The sequence below is a fragment of the Thiohalorhabdus sp. genome (assembly GCF_036628635.1).
Lineage (GTDB): Bacteria > Pseudomonadota > Gammaproteobacteria > Thiohalorhabdales > Thiohalorhabdaceae > Thiohalorhabdus.
The window spans coordinates 1-17,362 of record NZ_JAZKRM010000046.1 but is presented as its reverse complement, the minus strand read 5'-3'; the positions used below and the strand labels follow the sequence as shown (position 1 = coordinate 17,362).

The 17,362-nt window shown below is 66.1% G+C and carries 18 protein-coding genes; all 18 read left to right on the top strand.

What is annotated here, in order from left to right; translation table 11 throughout:
- Nucleotides 1-707 (top strand): flagellar biosynthetic protein FliR (fliR, locus tag V5A19_RS11805; RefSeq protein ID WP_332327827.1); only part of this gene is annotated, 707 nt, incomplete at its 5' end.
- A 321-nt stretch (nt 708-1,028) separates the two neighbouring features.
- Nucleotides 1,029-2,129, top strand: coding sequence for a flagellar biosynthesis protein FlhB (gene flhB, locus V5A19_RS11800; RefSeq protein ID WP_332319419.1), 1,101 nt, complete (start codon nt 1,029-1,031; stop codon nt 2,127-2,129).
- 176 nt (nt 2,130-2,305) lie between these two features.
- Nucleotides 2,306-2,581, top strand: coding sequence for a GxxExxY protein (locus V5A19_RS11795; protein WP_443081451.1), 276 nt, complete (start codon nt 2,306-2,308; stop codon nt 2,579-2,581).
- A 59-nt stretch (nt 2,582-2,640) separates the two neighbouring features.
- Nucleotides 2,641-4,761, top strand: a complete 2,121-nt coding sequence (gene flhA, locus V5A19_RS11790; RefSeq protein ID WP_332327826.1) for a flagellar biosynthesis protein FlhA — start codon at nt 2,641-2,643, stop codon at nt 4,759-4,761.
- A gap of 211 nt (nt 4,762-4,972) precedes the next feature.
- A complete protein-coding gene (locus V5A19_RS11785) occupies nt 4,973-5,998 on the top strand; it encodes a hypothetical protein (protein WP_332319762.1) in 1,026 nt (341 codons plus the stop codon).
- Nucleotides 5,998-6,912 carry a MinD/ParA family protein gene (locus V5A19_RS11780; RefSeq protein WP_332319756.1) on the top strand — a complete coding sequence of 305 codons (915 nt, stop codon included), beginning with the start codon at nt 5,998-6,000 and terminating at the stop codon, nt 6,910-6,912. The genes V5A19_RS11785 and V5A19_RS11780 overlap by 1 nt, the downstream gene beginning before the upstream one ends.
- Before the next feature lie 204 nt (nt 6,913-7,116).
- The gene (locus V5A19_RS11775; RefSeq protein WP_332319757.1) at nt 7,117-7,380 is read left to right on the top strand and encodes a hypothetical protein; all 264 of its coding nucleotides are present in this window, start codon (nt 7,117-7,119) and stop codon (nt 7,378-7,380) included.
- Between the two features lie 23 nt (nt 7,381-7,403).
- Nucleotides 7,404-8,150 carry a FliA/WhiG family RNA polymerase sigma factor gene (locus V5A19_RS11770; protein WP_332319758.1) on the top strand — a complete coding sequence of 249 codons (747 nt, stop codon included), beginning with the start codon at nt 7,404-7,406 and terminating at the stop codon, nt 8,148-8,150.
- Nucleotides 8,147-8,725, top strand: a complete 579-nt coding sequence (locus V5A19_RS11765) for a hypothetical protein (protein ID WP_332319759.1) — start codon at nt 8,147-8,149, stop codon at nt 8,723-8,725. The genes V5A19_RS11770 and V5A19_RS11765 overlap by 4 nt, the downstream gene beginning before the upstream one ends.
- Nucleotides 8,726-9,077: 352 nt before the next feature.
- Nucleotides 9,078-10,481, top strand: coding sequence for a hypothetical protein (locus V5A19_RS11760; protein WP_332319760.1), 1,404 nt, complete (start codon nt 9,078-9,080; stop codon nt 10,479-10,481).
- On the top strand, nt 10,478-10,774 hold the full coding sequence (locus V5A19_RS11755) for an EscU/YscU/HrcU family type III secretion system export apparatus switch protein (RefSeq protein ID WP_332327825.1): 297 nt from the start codon (nt 10,478-10,480) through the stop codon (nt 10,772-10,774). Before V5A19_RS11760 ends, V5A19_RS11755 begins: the two co-directional genes overlap by 4 nt.
- Before the next feature lie 184 nt (nt 10,775-10,958).
- The gene (gene flgF / locus V5A19_RS11750; RefSeq protein WP_332319846.1) at nt 10,959-11,711 is read left to right on the top strand and encodes a flagellar basal-body rod protein FlgF; all 753 of its coding nucleotides are present in this window, start codon (nt 10,959-10,961) and stop codon (nt 11,709-11,711) included.
- A 36-nt stretch (nt 11,712-11,747) separates the two neighbouring features.
- The gene (flgG, locus tag V5A19_RS11745; protein WP_332319847.1) at nt 11,748-12,539 is read left to right on the top strand and encodes a flagellar basal-body rod protein FlgG; all 792 of its coding nucleotides are present in this window, start codon (nt 11,748-11,750) and stop codon (nt 12,537-12,539) included.
- Nucleotides 12,540-12,556: 17 nt separating this feature from the next.
- Nucleotides 12,557-13,528, top strand: coding sequence for a flagellar basal body P-ring formation chaperone FlgA (gene flgA / locus V5A19_RS11740; protein WP_332319848.1), 972 nt, complete (start codon nt 12,557-12,559; stop codon nt 13,526-13,528).
- Entirely contained in the window at nt 13,525-14,229 is a 705-nt protein-coding gene (locus V5A19_RS11735; protein ID WP_332319849.1) for a flagellar basal body L-ring protein FlgH, read from the top strand. Before flgA ends, V5A19_RS11735 begins: the two co-directional genes overlap by 4 nt.
- A gap of 75 nt (nt 14,230-14,304) precedes the next feature.
- Nucleotides 14,305-15,378, top strand: a complete 1,074-nt coding sequence (locus V5A19_RS11730; protein WP_443081473.1) for a flagellar basal body P-ring protein FlgI — start codon at nt 14,305-14,307, stop codon at nt 15,376-15,378.
- An 85-nt stretch (nt 15,379-15,463) separates the two neighbouring features.
- A complete protein-coding gene (locus tag V5A19_RS11725) occupies nt 15,464-15,820 on the top strand; it encodes a rod-binding protein (protein WP_332327824.1) in 357 nt (118 codons plus the stop codon).
- Nucleotides 15,821-16,083: 263 nt separating this feature from the next.
- Nucleotides 16,084-17,214 (top strand): chemotaxis-specific protein-glutamate methyltransferase CheB, encoded by a 1,131-nt coding sequence (gene cheB / locus V5A19_RS11720; RefSeq protein WP_332327823.1) that lies wholly within the window; start codon nt 16,084-16,086, stop codon nt 17,212-17,214.
- Nucleotides 17,215-17,362 lie beyond the last annotated feature (148 nt).

Below are 17,362 nucleotides of genomic sequence, written 5' to 3'. Positions count from 1 at the left end.
TGGCGCCCCTGTTCTCCAACGAGGCCATCAACGCCCGGGTCCAGATCCTGCTGGGCCTGGCCCTGGCCTTCGCCCTTTACCCGCTGGTCCGGGAGCATGTTCCGGATTTGACCGTTACCAACAATCTGGCCATGGCGGTGCTGATGATCCAGGAAGTCCTCCTCGGGGCGATCATGGGCTTCGCTTTCACCCTGCTGTTGGGGGCGGTGCAGCTGGCGGGCCAGGCCATGGGCTTCACCATGGGCATGGCTCTGGCTAACGTTTTCGACCCGGCGACCAACAGCCAGATCAACGTCCTGGCCCAGTTCTACACCTTCTTCGCCATCGTGCTGTTCGTGGCGGTGGACGGCCACTACCTGTTCCTGCGCCTGCTGGTGGAGAGCTTCCAGCAGGTAGCCCCGGGCCAGATGGCCTTGGGCGATGCCGGCGCCCGCGCGGTGATGGAGTCCGGCGGCCACATGTTCGCCCTGGGTGTGCGCCTGGCCTTGCCGGTGCTGTTGACCCTGATGACGGTGTACGCCGCCGCGGGGGTGATGAGCCGGGCCGCACCGCAGATCCAGGTGTTCTTCGTCCTCCATCCGCTGAACATCGCCCTGGGGCTGTTCATGTTCTCCGCGATGCTGGGGGTGTCCGCCGGCGTCCTCCAGGAGGAGTTCCGCAGCTTCGTGGAGCGTAGCCTGGGGCTGCTGCGGGTGCTGGGCGGGTGAGGCAATGCCGGATCCGCAGATGGCGCAGATGAACGCAGATCAAAAGGCCCCAAGGCGCTCCGGCCCGGTTGGCCGCCGTTTTGCCCCGGTGGTCTACCCTTTCCTTCAGGGAGGGCTTCGCAAACGGTCGTCCATCACTGGAATGGAGCGCCTCCCGGGGGTGAGGAAAGGTTGGTCGAGGTGGTCGGGGCCAATGGCCCCTCCTACAGAATCCGTTGCCGAGCCAAGTGGCCGGGGGTTTATCTTTCATATGCGTTTATCTGCGCCATCTACGGATAGGCCTCGCCTTTTCCATGGCATAGCAGGGCAGGACGGTAGGGGATGGCCGAGGAACAGGACAAGGCGCAAAAGACCGAGGAACCAACCCCGAAGCGGCGCGAGGAAGCGCGCGAGAAGGGGCAGCTTCCCACCTCACGCGAGGTAGGTACGGCGGCGCTGTTCCTGGCGGGTCTGGGCACCCTATACCTGGGCGGCGAGGCCATGGGCAGCGCCCTAACGGCCGCATTGACGGATTTCTTCCGCTTCAATGACTGGCGCGGCCTGACCCTCGATACCGTGGTGGGTGGCCTGGAAGCGGTGGCCGGTCACCTCGCGGCGGTGCTGCTGCCGCTGCTGTTCCCCCTGGCCATCGCGGTGTTCATGGCGGGGGTGCTGCAGACCCAGATGAACGTCTCCATCGACCCGATCAAGCCCAAGGCCTCCAAGATTTCGCCGATCAAGGGCCTGCAGCGGATCTTCTCCATGCGCGGGCTCATGGAGTTCTTCAAGTCCCTGTTCAAGGTGGGGATGCTGGGCGCTATCGGCGCCGCCACTCTGTGGCTCTATTGGACCACCATCCTCAGTACCCCGGCCTATACGGTGGGCGAGGGAATGGGCGTGCTTCGGGACCTGGTGGGCTTCGTGCTGCTGCTATCGGTGGTCCTGTTCCTGATCCTGGCCGCCCTGGACTACTCCTTCCAGGTCTACCAGCACGAGGAGGACCTGCGCATGACCAAGCGCGAGGTCCAGGAGGAGCACAAGCAGACCGAGGGCGATCCCCAGGTCAAGCAGCAGCGCCAGCAAAAGCAGAAGGAAATGGCGCAGGGCCGCATGATGGCCGAGGTCCCCGAGTCCGATGTGGTCATCACCAACCCCACCCACCTGGCGGTGGCGCTCAAGTACGACCGCAGCGAGGCCCCCGCGCCCAAGGTCCTGGCGATGGGCAGCGGCTATCAGGCCCGACGCATCCGCGAGCTGGCGGAGGACGCCGGGGTGGCTGTCATCCGCCGCCCGCCGGTGGCCCGGGTCTTGTATGACTCGGTGGAGGTGGGCGACGTCATCCCCGAGGACCTCTACCAGGTCATCGCCCAGATCCTCGCCTGGGTCTACGACCCGGCGCACCAGCCCCAGCCGGAGGGAGTGGAAACGGGACCGGCACCCTAGGCGTCAATGGCCCGATCCGCAGATGACGCCGATGGCCGCAGATGCAAGCGAAGGCAAGAAGAATAAAGGGGGAAGCGCTTGGATCGGGATGCCGAGAGCTACACGTTGATCGGCGCGGCTATGGAGGTCCATTCCCGGTTGGGGCCTGGTTTTTTGGAGCCGTGTATCAAGAGGCCTTGGGAATCGAGCTGACCATGCAGGAGGTTCCTTTCCAGGCCCAAGTGCCGGTGGAAGTTTGGTATCGCGGCGAGAAGTTAGCCTGTACCTACCGGGCCGATATGGTTTGCTACCAGGATTTGCTGGTTGAGCTGAAGGCCCTTGGCCGGGTGGGATCTAGGGAGAAGGCCCAGCTTTTAAACTATCTACGGGCTACAGGCTATGAACGTGGGCTGTTATTGAACTTTGGCGGCCCCAAGCTCCAATACGAGTGCTGCGTCTGGACCAGTTCCTGACGCCGTCTTCTGCGTTAATCGGCGACATCTGCGATAACGCCTTTCGAGACTGAGGAATCATGGCCCAAGCGCCAGCCCTTAGCGAACGGCTTCAGACCCTCGCCCGGCAGACGGATATCCTGCTGGCCGCGGGGGTGGTGGGAATTCTGGGGGTCATGATGATCCCCATCCCGGCAGTCGTCCTGGACCTGCTCATCAGCCTGAACATCACCGTGGGGGTGATGATCCTGCTGGTGGTGCTCTATGTTCAGCGGCCGCTGGATTTCTCGGTGTTCCCCGCGGTGCTGCTGGTGACCACGCTGTTCCGGCTGGCCATCAACGTCGCCACCACCCGGCGCATCCTGCTGCACGGCCAGGACGGCGAGGACGCCGCCGGCGAGGTGATCGAGGCCTTCGGTCAGTTCGTGGTGGGCGGCAACTACGTGGTGGGGCTGGTGGTCTTCGTCATCCTGGTGATCGTGAACTTCGTGGTGATTACCCGCGGCGCCACCCGCGTGGCGGAAGTGAGCGCCCGCTTCGCGCTGGATTCCATGCCCGGCAAGCAGATGAGCATCGACGCCGATCTCAACTCGGGCCTGATCAGCGAGGAGGAGGCCAAGCGCCGGCGGGAGGAGCTGGAGGACAGCTCCGACTTCTACGGCTCCATGGACGGCGCCTCCAAGTTCGTTCGCGGCGACGCCATCGCGGGCATCCTGATTACCATGATCAACGTCATCGGCGGCCTGATCATCGGCACCCTGCAGCACGGCATGGACCTGGCCGAGGCGGCCCGGGTGTTCACCGTGCTGACGGTGGGTGACGGCCTGGTGACGCAGATCCCCGCCCTGGTTCTGTCCACCTCCGCGGGCATCCTGGTCACCCGCACAGATACCGACTCCCATATCTCCGCCGACATCTTCGAGCAGGTCACCGCCCGTCCTCGCGTAATGGGCGTGACCGCTGGGGTGCTGGCCTTTTTGGCAATCATCCCGGGCCTGCCTTTCCTGCCCTTCGCCCTCCTCGGGCTGGCGGTGGGTGGCGTGGCGTACTACCTGATGCGCACCCCGGCGGCCCCGGCCGAGGCCGAGGCGCAACCGCCGGCGGAAGTGGAGGCCCCGGAGCCGCCCACCGAGCAGGAGGAGCAAGCAGAGGTGGACCAGCTATTGGCGGTAGACGCCATGCGCCTGGAGGTGGGCTACGGCCTGGTGAGCCTGCTGCAGAGCCAGGACATGCTGGACCGGATCCGCTCCATGCGCCGCCAGATCGCACGCGAGATGGGCTTCGTGGTGCCGCCAATCCACATCAAGGACAACCTGTCCCTGAATATGTACGAGTACCGCGTTTATATTCGGGATGGGCTGGTGGCTACCGGCCAGGTCAACCCCAACCGGCTGCTGGCGCTCGACAGCGGCGCGGTGACCGAGCGGGTGTCTGGAGAGGAAACCCGGGAGCCGGCGTTCGGCCTGCCGGCGGTGTGGATCGAGGAGGACCAGCGGGACGCGGCCGCCTTCAACGGCTACACCGTGGTGGATCCGCCCTCGGCCCTGATGACCCACCTCACGGAGGTGGTCCGCAGTCACGGCCATGAGCTGCTGTCCCGGCAAGCGGTACAACATTTGCTAGACAATCTGGCCAAGGAATACCCCAAGGTGGTGGAAGAGGTGGTTCCCGAGCGCATGACTCTCGGAGCGGTGCAGAAGGTACTCCAGGCCCTGTTGCGGGAAGGGGTGCCCATCCGCGACCTGCTCACCATCATGGAAACCTTGGGGGATTACGCCCCGGTTACGGGCAGCATCCGCTCGCTGACCGAGCTGGTGCGCCGGTCGCTGGCGCGGGTGATCACCCAGACCTTTAGCAACGCCCAGGGGGTGCTGGCGGTGGTGACCCTGGATCCGGACCTGGAAGAGCGGCTGTCGCAGAACCTGCCCGATCGGGAAGGTGACGAGATGGCCATCGATCCAAGCTTCGCCCAGTCGCTGCTCCAGGCCACCAATCAGACCTTCGAGCAGGCCCTGGCGGAGATGGATCAGCCCATCCTGCTGACCACACCGGGCCTGCGGCCTCATCTGGCGGAGCTGCTGTCCGCGTTCATTCAGGGTTTGCGGGTAATCTCCACCCTGGAGCTGACCCGTGACGCCCAGATCCGCAATGTGGCCGCCGTCCGCATGGAGGGGGCGGGGCCGGGGCGTGGTGAGGGGTAACGGCGAGCTCCACCCCACGGCTTATCCGCAGATGACGCAGATGACGTCTAAACCGCAAACCTTGGGAATACTTACGGCTAAAGCCGAAACGGGTCCAAACCCGGACACAGTTTTGTCTTATCTGCGTTCATCTGCGTCATCTGCGGATAACGCTGTTGCCTTTTTGCATAGCACCTAACCTCTCACTCACGAAGGAGGGAGGCCCTTGCCGGTGACAGCAGCCGAGCCGTCGGCGTATTTCGAAGGCAAGACCCTGCGCCAGGCCATGCGTCGCGCCCAGGAGGAGCTGGGTCCCAAAGCCCAGATGCTGGATACCTGGCGCCAGCCGGATGGGTCCTGGCGGGTCCATGCCGCTGTGCGCGAGGGCGACTCGAACCGCCCAGAGGGCAAGGATCCGTCCCGGGGCGCGACCGATCAGGCCGCAGAGGCCTTCGTCCGGGACCTGCGCCAGGAGGTCGCGGAGCTACGGCGGCTGGTAACGGTCATGGAAACCGGGCCGGTGGCCGAGGCGGAGGCCCGCCTGCGCAAGCGGGGCCTCTCCCCCAGTGTGGCGCGGGTGCTGTGGCGCGTGGAGAGCCGAGGACAGCCTTCCGAGCGCGTGGTCAAGCTCTCTGGGGGATTGCGCGGCGAGCGGGCCCCCGTGCGCGCCGCTCTGGTGGGCCCCACCGGCAGCGGCAAAACCACCACCATCGCCAAGCTGGCGGCACGCTACGTCATGGCGGGTAAATCCGTGTGCCTGGTGGGCACCGACACCTTCCGTATCGGGGCCCTGGATCAGCTCCAGCAGTACGCCCGCATCATGGATCTGCCGCTGTCGGTGGCCCGCGACCGCGACGAGCTGGGACGGGCTCTGCAGCGGGCGGCGGATTACGACGTGGTTCTGGTGGACACCATCGGGCGCGGCGGGCGGGCACGCGAGGAGGTTGCCGAGCTGGGTGAGCTCTTCCGCGGTCAGGGCGGGCTGCGCCGGCACCTGGTGCTGCCCGCCAACGCCGACATCGAGGATGCCCGAGTCAGCTATCAGACCTTCCGCTGCCTGGAGCCGGCGAGCCTGCTGCCCACCAAGCTGGACGAGACCGTGTGCCGCGCCCGGCCGCTGGAGGTGGCGGTGGCCAGCGGCCTGCCGCTTTCGGCTTTCGGTAGCGGTCAGCGGGTCCCGGAGGACTTCGGGTTTTTCTCCTACCCCATGATCCGCCGCCAGCTGCTGGGTCTGGACGAAGCCGAGGAGGACGCCTAATGGACCAGGCCCAGGGATTGCGCGAAATGGCGCCGCAATCGTCCCGGAATTCGGAAAAGGGCCCCGGGGGCCCCACTGCCGGGCGCCATCGGGTCATCTCCTTCACCAGCGGCAAGGGCGGGGTAGGCAAGACCAATGTAGTCACCTCCCTGGCCCAGCTGGCGATCCGACAGGGCCAGCGGGTGCTGGTCATGGACGCCGATCTGGGGCTGGCCAACATCGATGTCCTGCTCGGTGTCCGGCCCAAGCGGACGCTGCAGGACGTGATCGACGGCAAGGTCGGTATCCGCGATGTGCTCATCGAGGGCCCCGGGGGCGTCACCTTTCTGCCGGGTGGCTCGGGAGTGTCCGAGCTGACCAACCTGGAGACGGCCCAGAAACTGGCCCTCATCGATGCCATCAACGAGTGCGGCGAGGCCTTCGACACCCTCCTGGTTGATACCGGCGCCGGGATCTCCCCCAATGTGCTGTATTTCAATCAGGCCGCCGCTGAGGTGGTGACGGTGGTAACCCCCGAGCCCACCTCCATCGCCGATGCCTACGGGCTGATCAAGGTGCTCCACCAGAAGGGCCGCAAGGGGCCGGTCTACGTGCTGGTTAACATGGCCCGCAACGCCTCCGAGGCCAACCACGTGTTCCAGCGCCTGGCCCTGGCCGCCGACCGGTTCCTCGGATTGGAGCTGGTCAATCTGGGCTGGCTGCCCCAGGACAGCCGCCTGGAAAGCGCGGTCCGTCAGCAGAAGGCCCTGGTGGATCTCTATCCCCGCTCCAAGGCGGCGAGCCGGTTGCAGCAGATCACCGATCACCTGGTGGCCATGCCGCAGCCGGATATCAGCGGGGAAAGCGGTATGGTCCGGTTCTGGAGCCACCTTCTGGATGAGCGAGGCACCGGCCAGCTCGGCTTCAGCTTCTGACGGAGTGGGGTGTAACGGAAGAGGCCAAGGCCCCATCCGCGGATGGCCCATATGGCTAAAGATTAAAATACCATTGAGTACCTGAGCCCGGGTCCCTTTTCGGTTTTAGCCGTCATCTGGGTCATCTGCGGATAAGCCGTCGCCTGCCTTCTCCGCCATTACGCCTCAACCTCACGGCTCACCCCGACCCCATGGAGGGTTGTCTTGCCACCACGCACCGCTTTCGCTTTCGGCCTAGCCGCCGGGCTGTCCCTGGTCTACTTCCTGGGCCTGCTACAAGGCCTGGGCCTGGGCACCTTAATGTTCCGGGCCGCTGTTGGCGGCATCGCGTTTGGGGCGTTCTGTGCGTTGCTGGTGTTCATGCTGGGCGATCCGTTCGAGGTCTCGCCGCCCTCCGCCGACTCACAGGGCGATAGCGATGAGGCCCGCGGCGGGTCCTCAGACCGCCCTTCCAGCTCGCGTGATTAATGCGCTTAGGGGTTCCCTGGCCCATGCGTGGCTATTCCACCGTCGACCCCAACGATCCCGACAGCCTGCTCAGCGATTTCGGGGACGTCATCTATTATCACGCCGAGCGCCTGGCGCCGCGTCTGCCCAATGGGCTGGAGCGGGACGACCTGCTCAATGCCGGCATGGTGGCGTTGATCCAGGCGGCAGGGAAATTCGATCCCTCTCGGGGGGTGCAATTCCGCACCTACGCCGATTACCGCGTGCGCGGCGCCATGATCGACGAGATGCGCCGGGCGGACTGGATGGGCACCGAAACCCGGCGGCGTGCCCATGTCCTGGAAGATGCCTTCGCTACCCTGGAACAGAAGCACGGTCGACCGGCCCAAGCTGAGGAGGTGGCCAACTTCCTGGGCGTCGAACAGGATGAATACTTCCGGCTGCTGAACGAGGTCCGAGGAATCTCCCTGATGTCCATGGAGGATCTGGAGCTCCCCGACGGCGACCTCCCGGGTCAGGATGTGGCCGATTGGCTGCACCGGGGCCGGGATTCCGAGGCCTTCGAGCATCTCGAGCTGGACGAGGTGGTGGAGGGCCTGGCGGCCGGATTGGAGGAGTTGCCGCAGCGGGAAAAGCTGGTGCTGGCCCTGTACTACTACGAAGAGCTCACCATGAAGGAAGTGGGCGAGGTGCTTGCGATCACCGAGTCCCGGGTTTCCCAGCTCCATACCCAGGCGGTGCTGCGGCTTCGGGGGCGTCTGGGCTGGGACGCCGAGGGTGGCGACGGATGAGCATGGTGGCCGTGCTTGACGCCCTGATCGTGGTGCTGCTGGCGACCCTGGTGGTCCTGGAGATCATTCGACCGCGACGCCTGCGCCGCCTTCTCGACGAGGTGGACCAGCGTTCCGCGGAGGCCACCGCGGCCCTGGACGCGGTCCAGCGGCGGCTGGAGCGCAGCATGGAAGCGGTATCCCAGGAATCAGGTCCCCCGGAGTCGGAGGGTTCCGATGAGCGGCGGGCCGAACCCCGGCGCGATCCCTCCTACCGTAGGGAAACCCCGCCGGTCCCGGAGCAGCCGGAGATCGAGCTGGACCAACCGGTCGAAACAGAGCCCCAGGCCCAGGAGCTGCGCGAGAAGATTGCCCACCTCCTGGAAAGCTCCGGGAGCCAGCGCACCGAGCGCGAGCGACGCCTGCTGTACCAGCTCCAGGAGACCCTGGAGCGGCCCGCGGGCTCGGATCGGTTGGAGCAGGAGCGGATGCTGTATCGGGCTCTGGAAGCGGCCACCCAAGAGGCCGGCCCCCGTCCGGGCGGCGAGCCCCCGGAGGAGGAGCGGGAGCTCATCGCCAAGCTGCGAGGGGGGTGAGGAAAGAGGTTTAACGGCAACGGCCAAGGCGCGATCCGCAGATGGCGAAGATGGGCGCAGATACGGCAAAAGCAGAGCTAACACCCGAATGCGGGAAGGACCCGGGCCTCCTGACCAGACTCCGGCTCCGGCGAAAAAAGCCCCAGCAGGTGCAAGGATCCCTGCTTTGAGGCTCGCTTTTCCATCCGGGTTTATCTGCCTCATCGGCGCATAAGGCGTCGTCTGCCTTTTTCGCCGTTACCCCGCACCCCCCTTGTGCCTCACTCCTCACTTCCCTTCAAGGGCAACGCCAACTCTGCGATAAGAGGGAGAGGACCCTAGACTCCACCCCCAGGTTCCAGAAGGCATTCCCATGGCGGAAACACCCAGCGGCCCGATTCCGGGATCTCGCCCCATTGAAACCTCCCCCATCCGGGTCGGTCAGACCCGGCCGGGGGTTCCCACCCTCCAGCCGGACCGGTTGTATCCGGCGCTGGTGGTGCGCGGTGGCGAGCAGCCGGTGCTGCGCATGCTCGGCCATAATGTCCAGGGCGAGCCCCAGCGCCCCGGCCTGACGGGGGGTAGCCGGCTGCTCGTGCGGCCGGAGATTCAGGGCAGCCGGGTGTACCTGCACGTGATGGACCGTGGGGACATCCAGGATCGGGTCAGCCAGCGCTTCGGCCATATGGTGCAGCGCCATCCCTGGCCCCTCCCTCAGCATTCCCAAGCCGAAAGCAGCGGCCGAGTCAGCGTCCAGGGCGGTGATCGCGGTCCGGGCCGGATGCCGTTGATCATCCGGGGGATGGACTCAGGGCCGGCCGCGCGCGGGGGTGAAGGGGATAGCGGACCGCTCCGTCCCGGGGCCCGGTCCTCCTCGCTGCCGGCAACCGTCCGCCTTCTCGTTGGCTCGTCGAGTTCACCGGTCCGATTGGTGCGGGTGGCGGAGCCAGGCCAATGGGCCCAACCGCGGGTCCCGTTCCAGGCACCCACGCTGCAGGGCGCAGCGGCCCTCCAGGCGGCGGCTTCGGGGTCGGCCTCGGGCGGCACGTCCTCGGCGGCCTCGGCAGGGCCCCAGGCCGCTGCCGCCACGGGCGGTGCGGCGATAAGCGCCGAAGGACGGCCACCGGCGCCCCCCTCGGACTCGGTGACGCCCCCCAGGACCACACCCCAATCGCCCGAATCGGCTCAGCGCACCGCCCAAAGTCTGGTTAGCGCCCTTCTCAATACGCAGGGGCAAGGCCAGGAACGCATCGCCGGCAACCGGGATGCCGCCCGCCATTGGCTTGAGGCCCTGCTCAAGCCGTCCCGCGAGGCCGCCGGCGGCGAGCGTGGCGATCGCAGTGGCACTCTGGGGGAACGCCTGCTTACCGAGAAGGGTCGGCTACTGCTGGACCGCTGGGGCTACATCCCGCTGCCCCTTTCCGGTGAGCGGTCCGGGGCCTGGGTCCAGATCCAGGAGCGGGGCCACTCCGAGGAAGGCGATGAACTCGATCCCGGACAGGGCCAGACTTTGCGGGTATGGCTTGCCAGCGAGCGCCTGGGAGGCATGGAGCTCATCATGCCCCTGGGCCAGGGACGGGCCTGGCGGGTCCGCTGCGAATCGGCCGCTACCAAGGTCGCACTGGAGGATCAGCAGGGCCGGCTGGAGCACCTGTGCCGCAATGCTGGCCGGGCCATCAACTTGCGTATCGAGGGTCCGGATCCGGGCTTGGCCGATCCTCCGGAGTCCCTCCGGCGGGCCCAGGCCTTCGAGCGGACCGTGAGCGCGCGGGCATGACTGAGGACCAGTCGTCTTCCCAATCACGGGCCCTGCGCCGGGCCGTTGCCGTGCGCTACCGGGCGCAGGAGGCCGAAGCTCCGGTGCTGTCCGCCAAGGGCTATGGCACCCTGGCCGAACGCCTCCTGGAGCGCGCCGCCGACAGCGGGGTGCCCATCCGCGAGGACCAGTTTCTGGTGGAGGTGCTGTCACGCCTGGAGCTGGGCGGCGAGATCCCCCCCGAGACCTACGAGGCCATGGCCGTGATCCTGGCCGAGATCTATCGCCTGGACCGCACCGCCGGGGAGGGCTGATACCCCTCTCCCCCCGGCAAAAAGGGGCGGTAAATTTTTCCGCTCATTTGCCCACCGGCCCTTCCGTGGGCTGCTCCTAGCCCTCCCTGCATCAGGCATTAACCCCGTTCTCGCCGCGGTCGAGCCCCCTTCTAGCCGATTGGCACGCCCCTTGAATAGGCATGGGCGAAGGAGGAGTTCGCCCATGCAGGAAGGCAGCATCTACACCGCCCTTTCCGGCGCGCTGGCTCTGAGTCGGCGCATGGATTCCGTCAGCAATAATCTGGCCAACGCCAACACCACCGGTTACAAGGCGGACCGGTTGGATTTCGAGGGTGTCCTGTCACAGGCACAGGCCAATCGAGCGGCCCGGCAGCCGGATGCGCCCCTCACCTTCCCGGTAATGCAGGGCACCGAGACCGACTACTCCCAGGGCACCCTCCAGGAGACCCGGCGTGCCCTGGATTTCGCCGTCGAGGGCGAGGGCTTTTTCCGGGTCAGGGCCGAGGACGGCGGCCTCGCCTACACCCGTGACGGCCACTTCCAGCTAGGCAGTGACGGCCGCTTGAACGATTCCGAAGGGCGGGCGGTCCTGGACGATCAGGGGAGTCCCATCCGCCCCGGCTCCGATCAGGTCACCTTGAATCGGGATGGCCAGATCTTCGTCCCGGATCGGCAGGGGCCGGTGGCGCGGATCGCCGCTTTCCGCGCCCAGGATCCGGGCCTAATGGAGAAGCAGGGGGATAATCTCTACCGCAGCCAGCCGGCGAATATGGCGGAGGCTGAGGACAGCGAAATTCGTGGCGGTCACCTGGAGCGGGCCAACGTCAACACCATGGAGGAAATGGTGACCATGATGGACCTGCAGCGCCGTTACCAGGCCATGACCAAAGCCATGCGCACCATCGACGAGACCTTCAGCGAAAGCGGCCAGCGCCTGGCCAGCCCCGGCCAGTAAGATTGTTTTTGGCTGCAACCAGGGAGTGAAACGGCCATGGATCGAGCGATGTGGACGGCGGCCTCCGGGATGAAGGCTCAGCAAACCCGGGTCGATGTCATCTCCAACAACCTATCCAACGTCAATACCACCGGGTTCAAGGAGAGCCGTGCGGATTTCCAGGACCAGATGTATCAGACCCAGCGCCTGCCCGGGGCCACCAGCTCGGCCGCGGGTACCCAGGTACCCACGGGTTCCCAGATCGGCCTAGGGGTCAGCACCGCCTCGGTAAGCCCGCTCTTCGAGCAGGGCAACCTGGAGAGCACTGGCAACAATCTGGACGTAGCCATCGAGGGCAGAGGCTTCTTCCAGATTCAGACTCCGGGAGGAGAAACCGCCTATACCCGGGCGGGGACCTTGGAAATCGACGACCAGGGCCGGTTGGTTACTCCCGACGGCAATCCCCTGCTTTCCGGGATAACCATCCCGCCGGATGCCACCTCCGTGAACATCTCCCAGGACGGCACGGTGGATGTGCAGCAACCGGGTACGACCGGCACTACCACGGTGGGCCAGATCCAGCTGGCCACCTTCACCAATCCGGCCGGGCTCGAGGCCCGCGGCAGCAACCTGTTCATGGAAACGGGCGCGTCCGGTCCGGCCCAGCAGGGACTCCCCGGGGCCAACGGGGCGGGAACGCTGCAGCAGGGGTATCTGGAGAACTCCAACGTCAGCGTGGTCAACGAGATGACCAGCATGATCGCCGCTCAGCGGGCCTACGAGGTGAATTCCAAGGCCATCTCCACTGCGGACGAGATGCTGCAGATGGCCAATAACCTGAAGCGCTAGCGCGCGAGGATAGGGCGATGGCTCGCATTACCCCGACCCTGATCATGAGCGGGCTGCTCCTGGCCGCTACCCCGGCCTTGGGCGAGCTGGTGCTGGAGGTGGAAGAGACCAGCGAGGTGGCCGGCGAGGCCGTCAGCATCGGGGATATCGCCCGGGTAAGCGGCGGCCAGCCCGATCTCCGCGACAAGGTGCGGAAACTGACAGTCCATCGGTTCGAGCCCGGCTCGGCCGGCTGGCGGGTTTCCGGGCGCGCCCTCGGGGACGCCCTTTGGCAGGCGGGGGTATCGCTGGACGAGGTAACCACGGACATTCCGCTGGGGGCGCGGGTGGCGCGCCGAGTCCGCCAGGTGGACGGCGACCGGGTGGCCGCGGCTGTGCGGAAATACCTGCGGGCCCGGGCCGAGGACAGCCAGCGGATCGAGGTGGTCTTCCCGCAAGGCAAGCCCGTTTTTGAGGGAGTGGCCCCGGATGCGCGGCTCAAGGTGGCAGGCCAAGGGGCAAACCGCGTCCGCGTTCGCGCCATCGCCGGCGGCGAGGTGGCGGCATCGCGGACCGTGCCGGTTAAAGTGACTCGCCGGCGCCAGGTGGTGGTGGCCGAAGGCCACCTGGCGCCCGGGACACGGATCGAATCGGACGATGTAACCACCGCCCTGCGCGCCGCGGAGGATTCCCGCTGGTCTGTCTTCGGCTCGCGGGAAGAGGTGATCGGGACCACGGTGCTCAAATCGGTTGGCGACGGCCAACCGGTGAGGCGCTCCAAACTGCGCATGGCTCCCGATGTGCGCTCCGGCGACCCCGTGACGCTGGTCTACGAGAGCGACAAGATCCGGCTCTCGGCCGCTGGCTTGATCCGGCAGCAGGGGGCTGTGGGCGAGGTCCTGGCCATGGAGAATCGGGACAGCGGTGAACGGGTCTATGCTCGCCTGACCGGACCGAAGACGGCCAAGGTGAGCCGGCACCAACGGAACCAGCGTGGGGAGCGGCGATGACTATCCGGACCTTGGCCATCGCCGGGGCACTGGTGGCCCTGGCCGGCTGTGCCGCCGGGCCCAGCCCGGAAGAGCTCGAGTCCATCGATAAGGAGGTGGCTCAGGCTCAGGCCAATGCACCTGCGGCCAAGCCTTCCCAAGGGGGGGAGGGGTCGCTCTGGGGACAGAGCCAGCAGGAGGTGTTCGCCGACAACAAAGCCCACCAGGTCGGCGACATCATCACCGTGGAGCTGGCGGAGAACACCCAGGGCAACAATTCGGCCTCCACGCAGGCCGAACGCCAAACCAGCAACGAGGCTGGGGTTTCCGCCTTCCTGGGTCTGGAGGAGAGCCTGGCGGACAAGAACCCCCGCTTCGAGCCCGAGACTTCCATCGGTACTTCGACCAGCAACGAAATGGATGGGAGTGGCGAGACCAGCCGCTCGGCCAGCCTTAGCGGCAACATGACGGCGGTGGTGGTGGATGTCTTCGCCAACGGCAATATGCGCATTAAGGGCCGCCGGGCGGTGACCATCAACCATGAAGTCCAGAACATGGTGCTTTCGGGGGTAATCCGGCCACAGGATATCGGCCCCAGCAATTCCATCACGTCAAGTCAGATCGCGAACGCCCGCATCCAGTACGCGGGCAACGGCGTGGTGGCCAGGCAGCAGGACGAAGGCTGGATGACCAAGGTCCTACATACCGTGTGGCCGTTCTGAGCCAGGAAGGAGAAAGGCGTGAGGCTAAAGGCAACAACCGCATGGCGGCCCATCGCCATTGTCCTTATCCTGGCCATGGCGGGCTTGCCGGCGATGGGGCAGGCGGAGCGCATCAAGGACATCGCCGACGTGATCGGAGTGAGGGACAACCAGCTTTTGGGCTACGGGCTGGTAGTCGGCCTGGACGGCACCGGTGACTCGCCCCAGACTTCCAGTCCCTTCACCCTGCAGGCCATGGTGTCCATGCTCGAGCGCATGGGCATCAACCTGCGTGATCGGGTGGGGGACATGCGCCCGGACAACGTCGCCGCAGTCATGGTCACCGCTACGTTGCCCCCTTACGCTGCCCAGGGCCAGAAGATCGACGTGGAAGTGTCCTCAGTGGGCGATGCGGACAGCCTCCGGGGCGGGACACTGCTCATGACGCCCCTGCGAGGGCCGGACAACCAGGTCTACGCCGTGGCCCAGGGTGCGGTTAGCCTGGGTGGCTTCGGCGCCGGAGGCCAGGCCGGCCAGGTCCAGGTTAACCACCTAAGCGCCGGCCGCATTCCCAACGGTGCCCTGGTTGAAAATGCCCCTCCGGACGGTCTGGATAACCAGAGCACGTTGCGCCTGGCTCTTCGTCAGACCGATTTCACCACCGCCAACCGGGTCGCGAAATCGGTCAATAAGGAGCTTGGCGGACAGTTCGCCAAGGCGAGCGATCCCGGCACGGTCCGGGTGGAAGTCCCCGACAGCTACCAAAATGAAATGGTACCGCTGGTGGCCCGGCTCGAGAGCCTCCAGGTGCAGACCGACCGCAAGGCCAGGGTGGTTCTCGATGAGCGTACCGGCACGGTGGTGATCGGGGAGAATGTCCGGATCCACCCTGTGGCGATTTCTCACGGCAACCTCAGCATCACCATCAGCGAGCGCCCCCAGGTCAGCCAACCTGCCTCCTTCGGGGAGGGCGTCACCACCGTGGTCCCGCGCACGGAAGTGGAAGCCGGTCAGCAGGAGGCGGAGCTGGTCATGCTGCAGCCCGGCGTGGAGCTTTCCTCGCTCGTCGGCGCCCTCAATTCGATCGGTACCACCCCCACCGACCTTGTGGCCATCCTGCGGGCAATCAAGCAATCGGGGGCGCTGTCGGCGGAGCTTGAGGTGATATAGGGCGGTGGGCGGTGCCCTCCGGTGTTGGCATCGGCCTGACAATGGTGGCCGCTAGCTAGATTGGATTCGGCGATAGGAGCGGTTAATGGAGCTGGCATTCAATCCGCAGGTTTCCGCCGCAGGGGCCAACCCCCGGGAGCAGCTGAAAGGCCTATCGCAGAAATTCGAATCCCTTCTCATGGCCCAGGTTTTCTCGGCCATGCGCGATACCGTCCCCGAGGGAGAAGGGGTGGTGGATACCGGCTCCGCCGGCGACATGTACCAGGATCTTTTCGATCGCCAGGTGGCCTCCATGGGCACCGACGGCGGTGGTATGGGCCTCGGCAAGGCCCTGTACACCTACCTCGAGCAGGGCCTGTCCGAGCCCGCCTCTGAAGACTCAGATACCTCCGGGCAAAAAGATCCTTCCAACGATACCCCTGGATTGGATCGCCAAGCCTGAGGGGCAAGTGGGGCGCGGGGGAGGAAACGCCAAACGCCAAGGCGGTTGACGGCTCAACACCCGGGTTAGCCTCGCTCAGGCCTCACGCCTTTTCCGTCGGTGACGGCAATGGGAGGGATTGGGTATAGTCTGCCAACGGGTTTTCAACGCCTCAGGGGCCGAGGGTTCCGGCGCGGAAAATGACCGGTTGGCCCCCGGCCTGGGCGGGGTTGATGGCTACCCCGGTTGCGGGCGGCCCTCTTAGCGATCCGGGAGACAGGTGCATGGCATCGGCAGAGCCTATTCGAGTCCTAGTTGTGGACGATTCTGCGGTGGTCCGTTCGGTCCTCAAGAAGGGCCTGGACCAGGTCTCCGGCATGGAGGTGGTTGGGGTCGCCCACAATGGCCGTCAGGGACTGGAGCTGGTGGACTCGACCCAGCCGGACGCCGTGGTCCTGGACGTGGAGATGCCGGAGATGACCGGCATCGAGTTTCTGGACCACGTTCAGCCCGCCAAACGCGACGATCTAACCGTAGTGGTCTTCTCCTCGGCCTTCAAGAAGAATGCCGAGGTCACCATGGAGTGTCTGTCCCGCGGGGCCAAGGAGTTCATCAGCAAGCCGGATCCGGCGCGCACGGGGATGCGCGAGCCTCTCGAGGAGACAGTGACCGAGCTGGCGCGCACCCTGCGTGGCCTGGTAAAGGCCGCCAAGGGCAAGCGTGGCGGAGAGGAAGCCTCCGTTGCGGGTCCCCAGGCGCAGGCCGAGCCCCCCGCGGCCCCGGCCCGTCCGGTCAAGGCGGGCACCGGAGTGCCAGCTAACTTCCAGCCCGACCTGGTGGTCATCGGAAGCTCTACAGGGGGGCCGCAGATCCTTCACACCATTCTGTCCGCCGTGGAAGGGGAAGGCACGGTGCGTACCCCTGGGTTGCTGGTTCAGCACATGGCGGCCGGGTTTACCGGCCCCTTCGCCGAGCGTCTGGGCGCCCGCGGTCCCTTGCCCTGGCGAGAGGCCGCCGACGGTGAGAAGGTCTCCATCGGCACCGGGTTGGTTGCCCCGGGCGACAACCACCTGAGGCTGTCCCAGTACACCAATCGCCTGACGGTCCATCTGGACCGGGAGCCCCGGATTAATTCCTGCCGGCCGGCGGTGGATCCCCTGTTTCAGTCGGCGGCCGAGCTTCCGGGCACCAACGTGCTCGCCATAGTCCTTACCGGCATGGGGCAGGACGGTCTGGAGGGTGCCCGCCACATCCGCGACAACGGTGGTGTGGTGGTGGTGCAAGACGAGGCCAGCAGTGCGGTATGGGGCATGCCCGGCTCGATCGCCCGAGCCGGCTTGCACCATGCCATCCAGACCCCAAACGAGATCGCCGGATTGCTCACGCGGGCCCTCTTCGCCAAGACGGCGGGCTAACCACAAAGGCCCCGGCGCCTGGCCGGGACCTTGTAGGGCCGAAACCGTTTTCCGGGCTACTTGAAGGCCACAAACAGGGAGCCGCCCCGTTTGTCGAGGGCCTGGACGCTGGGGAAGTGGATAAGGTAGATGCCCCCCACCTCGAACT

Coding starts and splice junctions, on each gene's coding strand:
- flhB (WP_332319419.1), top strand. CDS start 1,029: ATGGCCGAGGAACAGGACAAGGCGCAAAAGACCGAGGAACCAACCCCG.
- flhA (WP_332327826.1), top strand. CDS start 2,641: ATGGCCCAAGCGCCAGCCCTTAGCGAACGGCTTCAGACCCTCGCCCGG.
- V5A19_RS11780 (WP_332319756.1), top strand. CDS start 5,998: ATGGACCAGGCCCAGGGATTGCGCGAAATGGCGCCGCAATCGTCCCGG.
- V5A19_RS11770 (WP_332319758.1), top strand. CDS start 7,404: ATGCGTGGCTATTCCACCGTCGACCCCAACGATCCCGACAGCCTGCTC.
- V5A19_RS11765 (WP_332319759.1), top strand. CDS start 8,147: ATGAGCATGGTGGCCGTGCTTGACGCCCTGATCGTGGTGCTGCTGGCG.
- V5A19_RS11760 (WP_332319760.1), top strand. CDS start 9,078: ATGGCGGAAACACCCAGCGGCCCGATTCCGGGATCTCGCCCCATTGAA.
- V5A19_RS11755 (WP_332327825.1), top strand. CDS start 10,478: ATGACTGAGGACCAGTCGTCTTCCCAATCACGGGCCCTGCGCCGGGCC.
- flgF (WP_332319846.1), top strand. CDS start 10,959: ATGCAGGAAGGCAGCATCTACACCGCCCTTTCCGGCGCGCTGGCTCTG.
- flgG (WP_332319847.1), top strand. CDS start 11,748: ATGGATCGAGCGATGTGGACGGCGGCCTCCGGGATGAAGGCTCAGCAA.
- flgA (WP_332319848.1), top strand. CDS start 12,557: ATGGCTCGCATTACCCCGACCCTGATCATGAGCGGGCTGCTCCTGGCC.
- V5A19_RS11735 (WP_332319849.1), top strand. CDS start 13,525: ATGACTATCCGGACCTTGGCCATCGCCGGGGCACTGGTGGCCCTGGCC.
- V5A19_RS11730 (WP_443081473.1), top strand. CDS start 14,305: ATGGCGGGCTTGCCGGCGATGGGGCAGGCGGAGCGCATCAAGGACATC.
- V5A19_RS11725 (WP_332327824.1), top strand. CDS start 15,464: ATGGAGCTGGCATTCAATCCGCAGGTTTCCGCCGCAGGGGCCAACCCC.
- cheB (WP_332327823.1), top strand. CDS start 16,084: ATGGCATCGGCAGAGCCTATTCGAGTCCTAGTTGTGGACGATTCTGCG.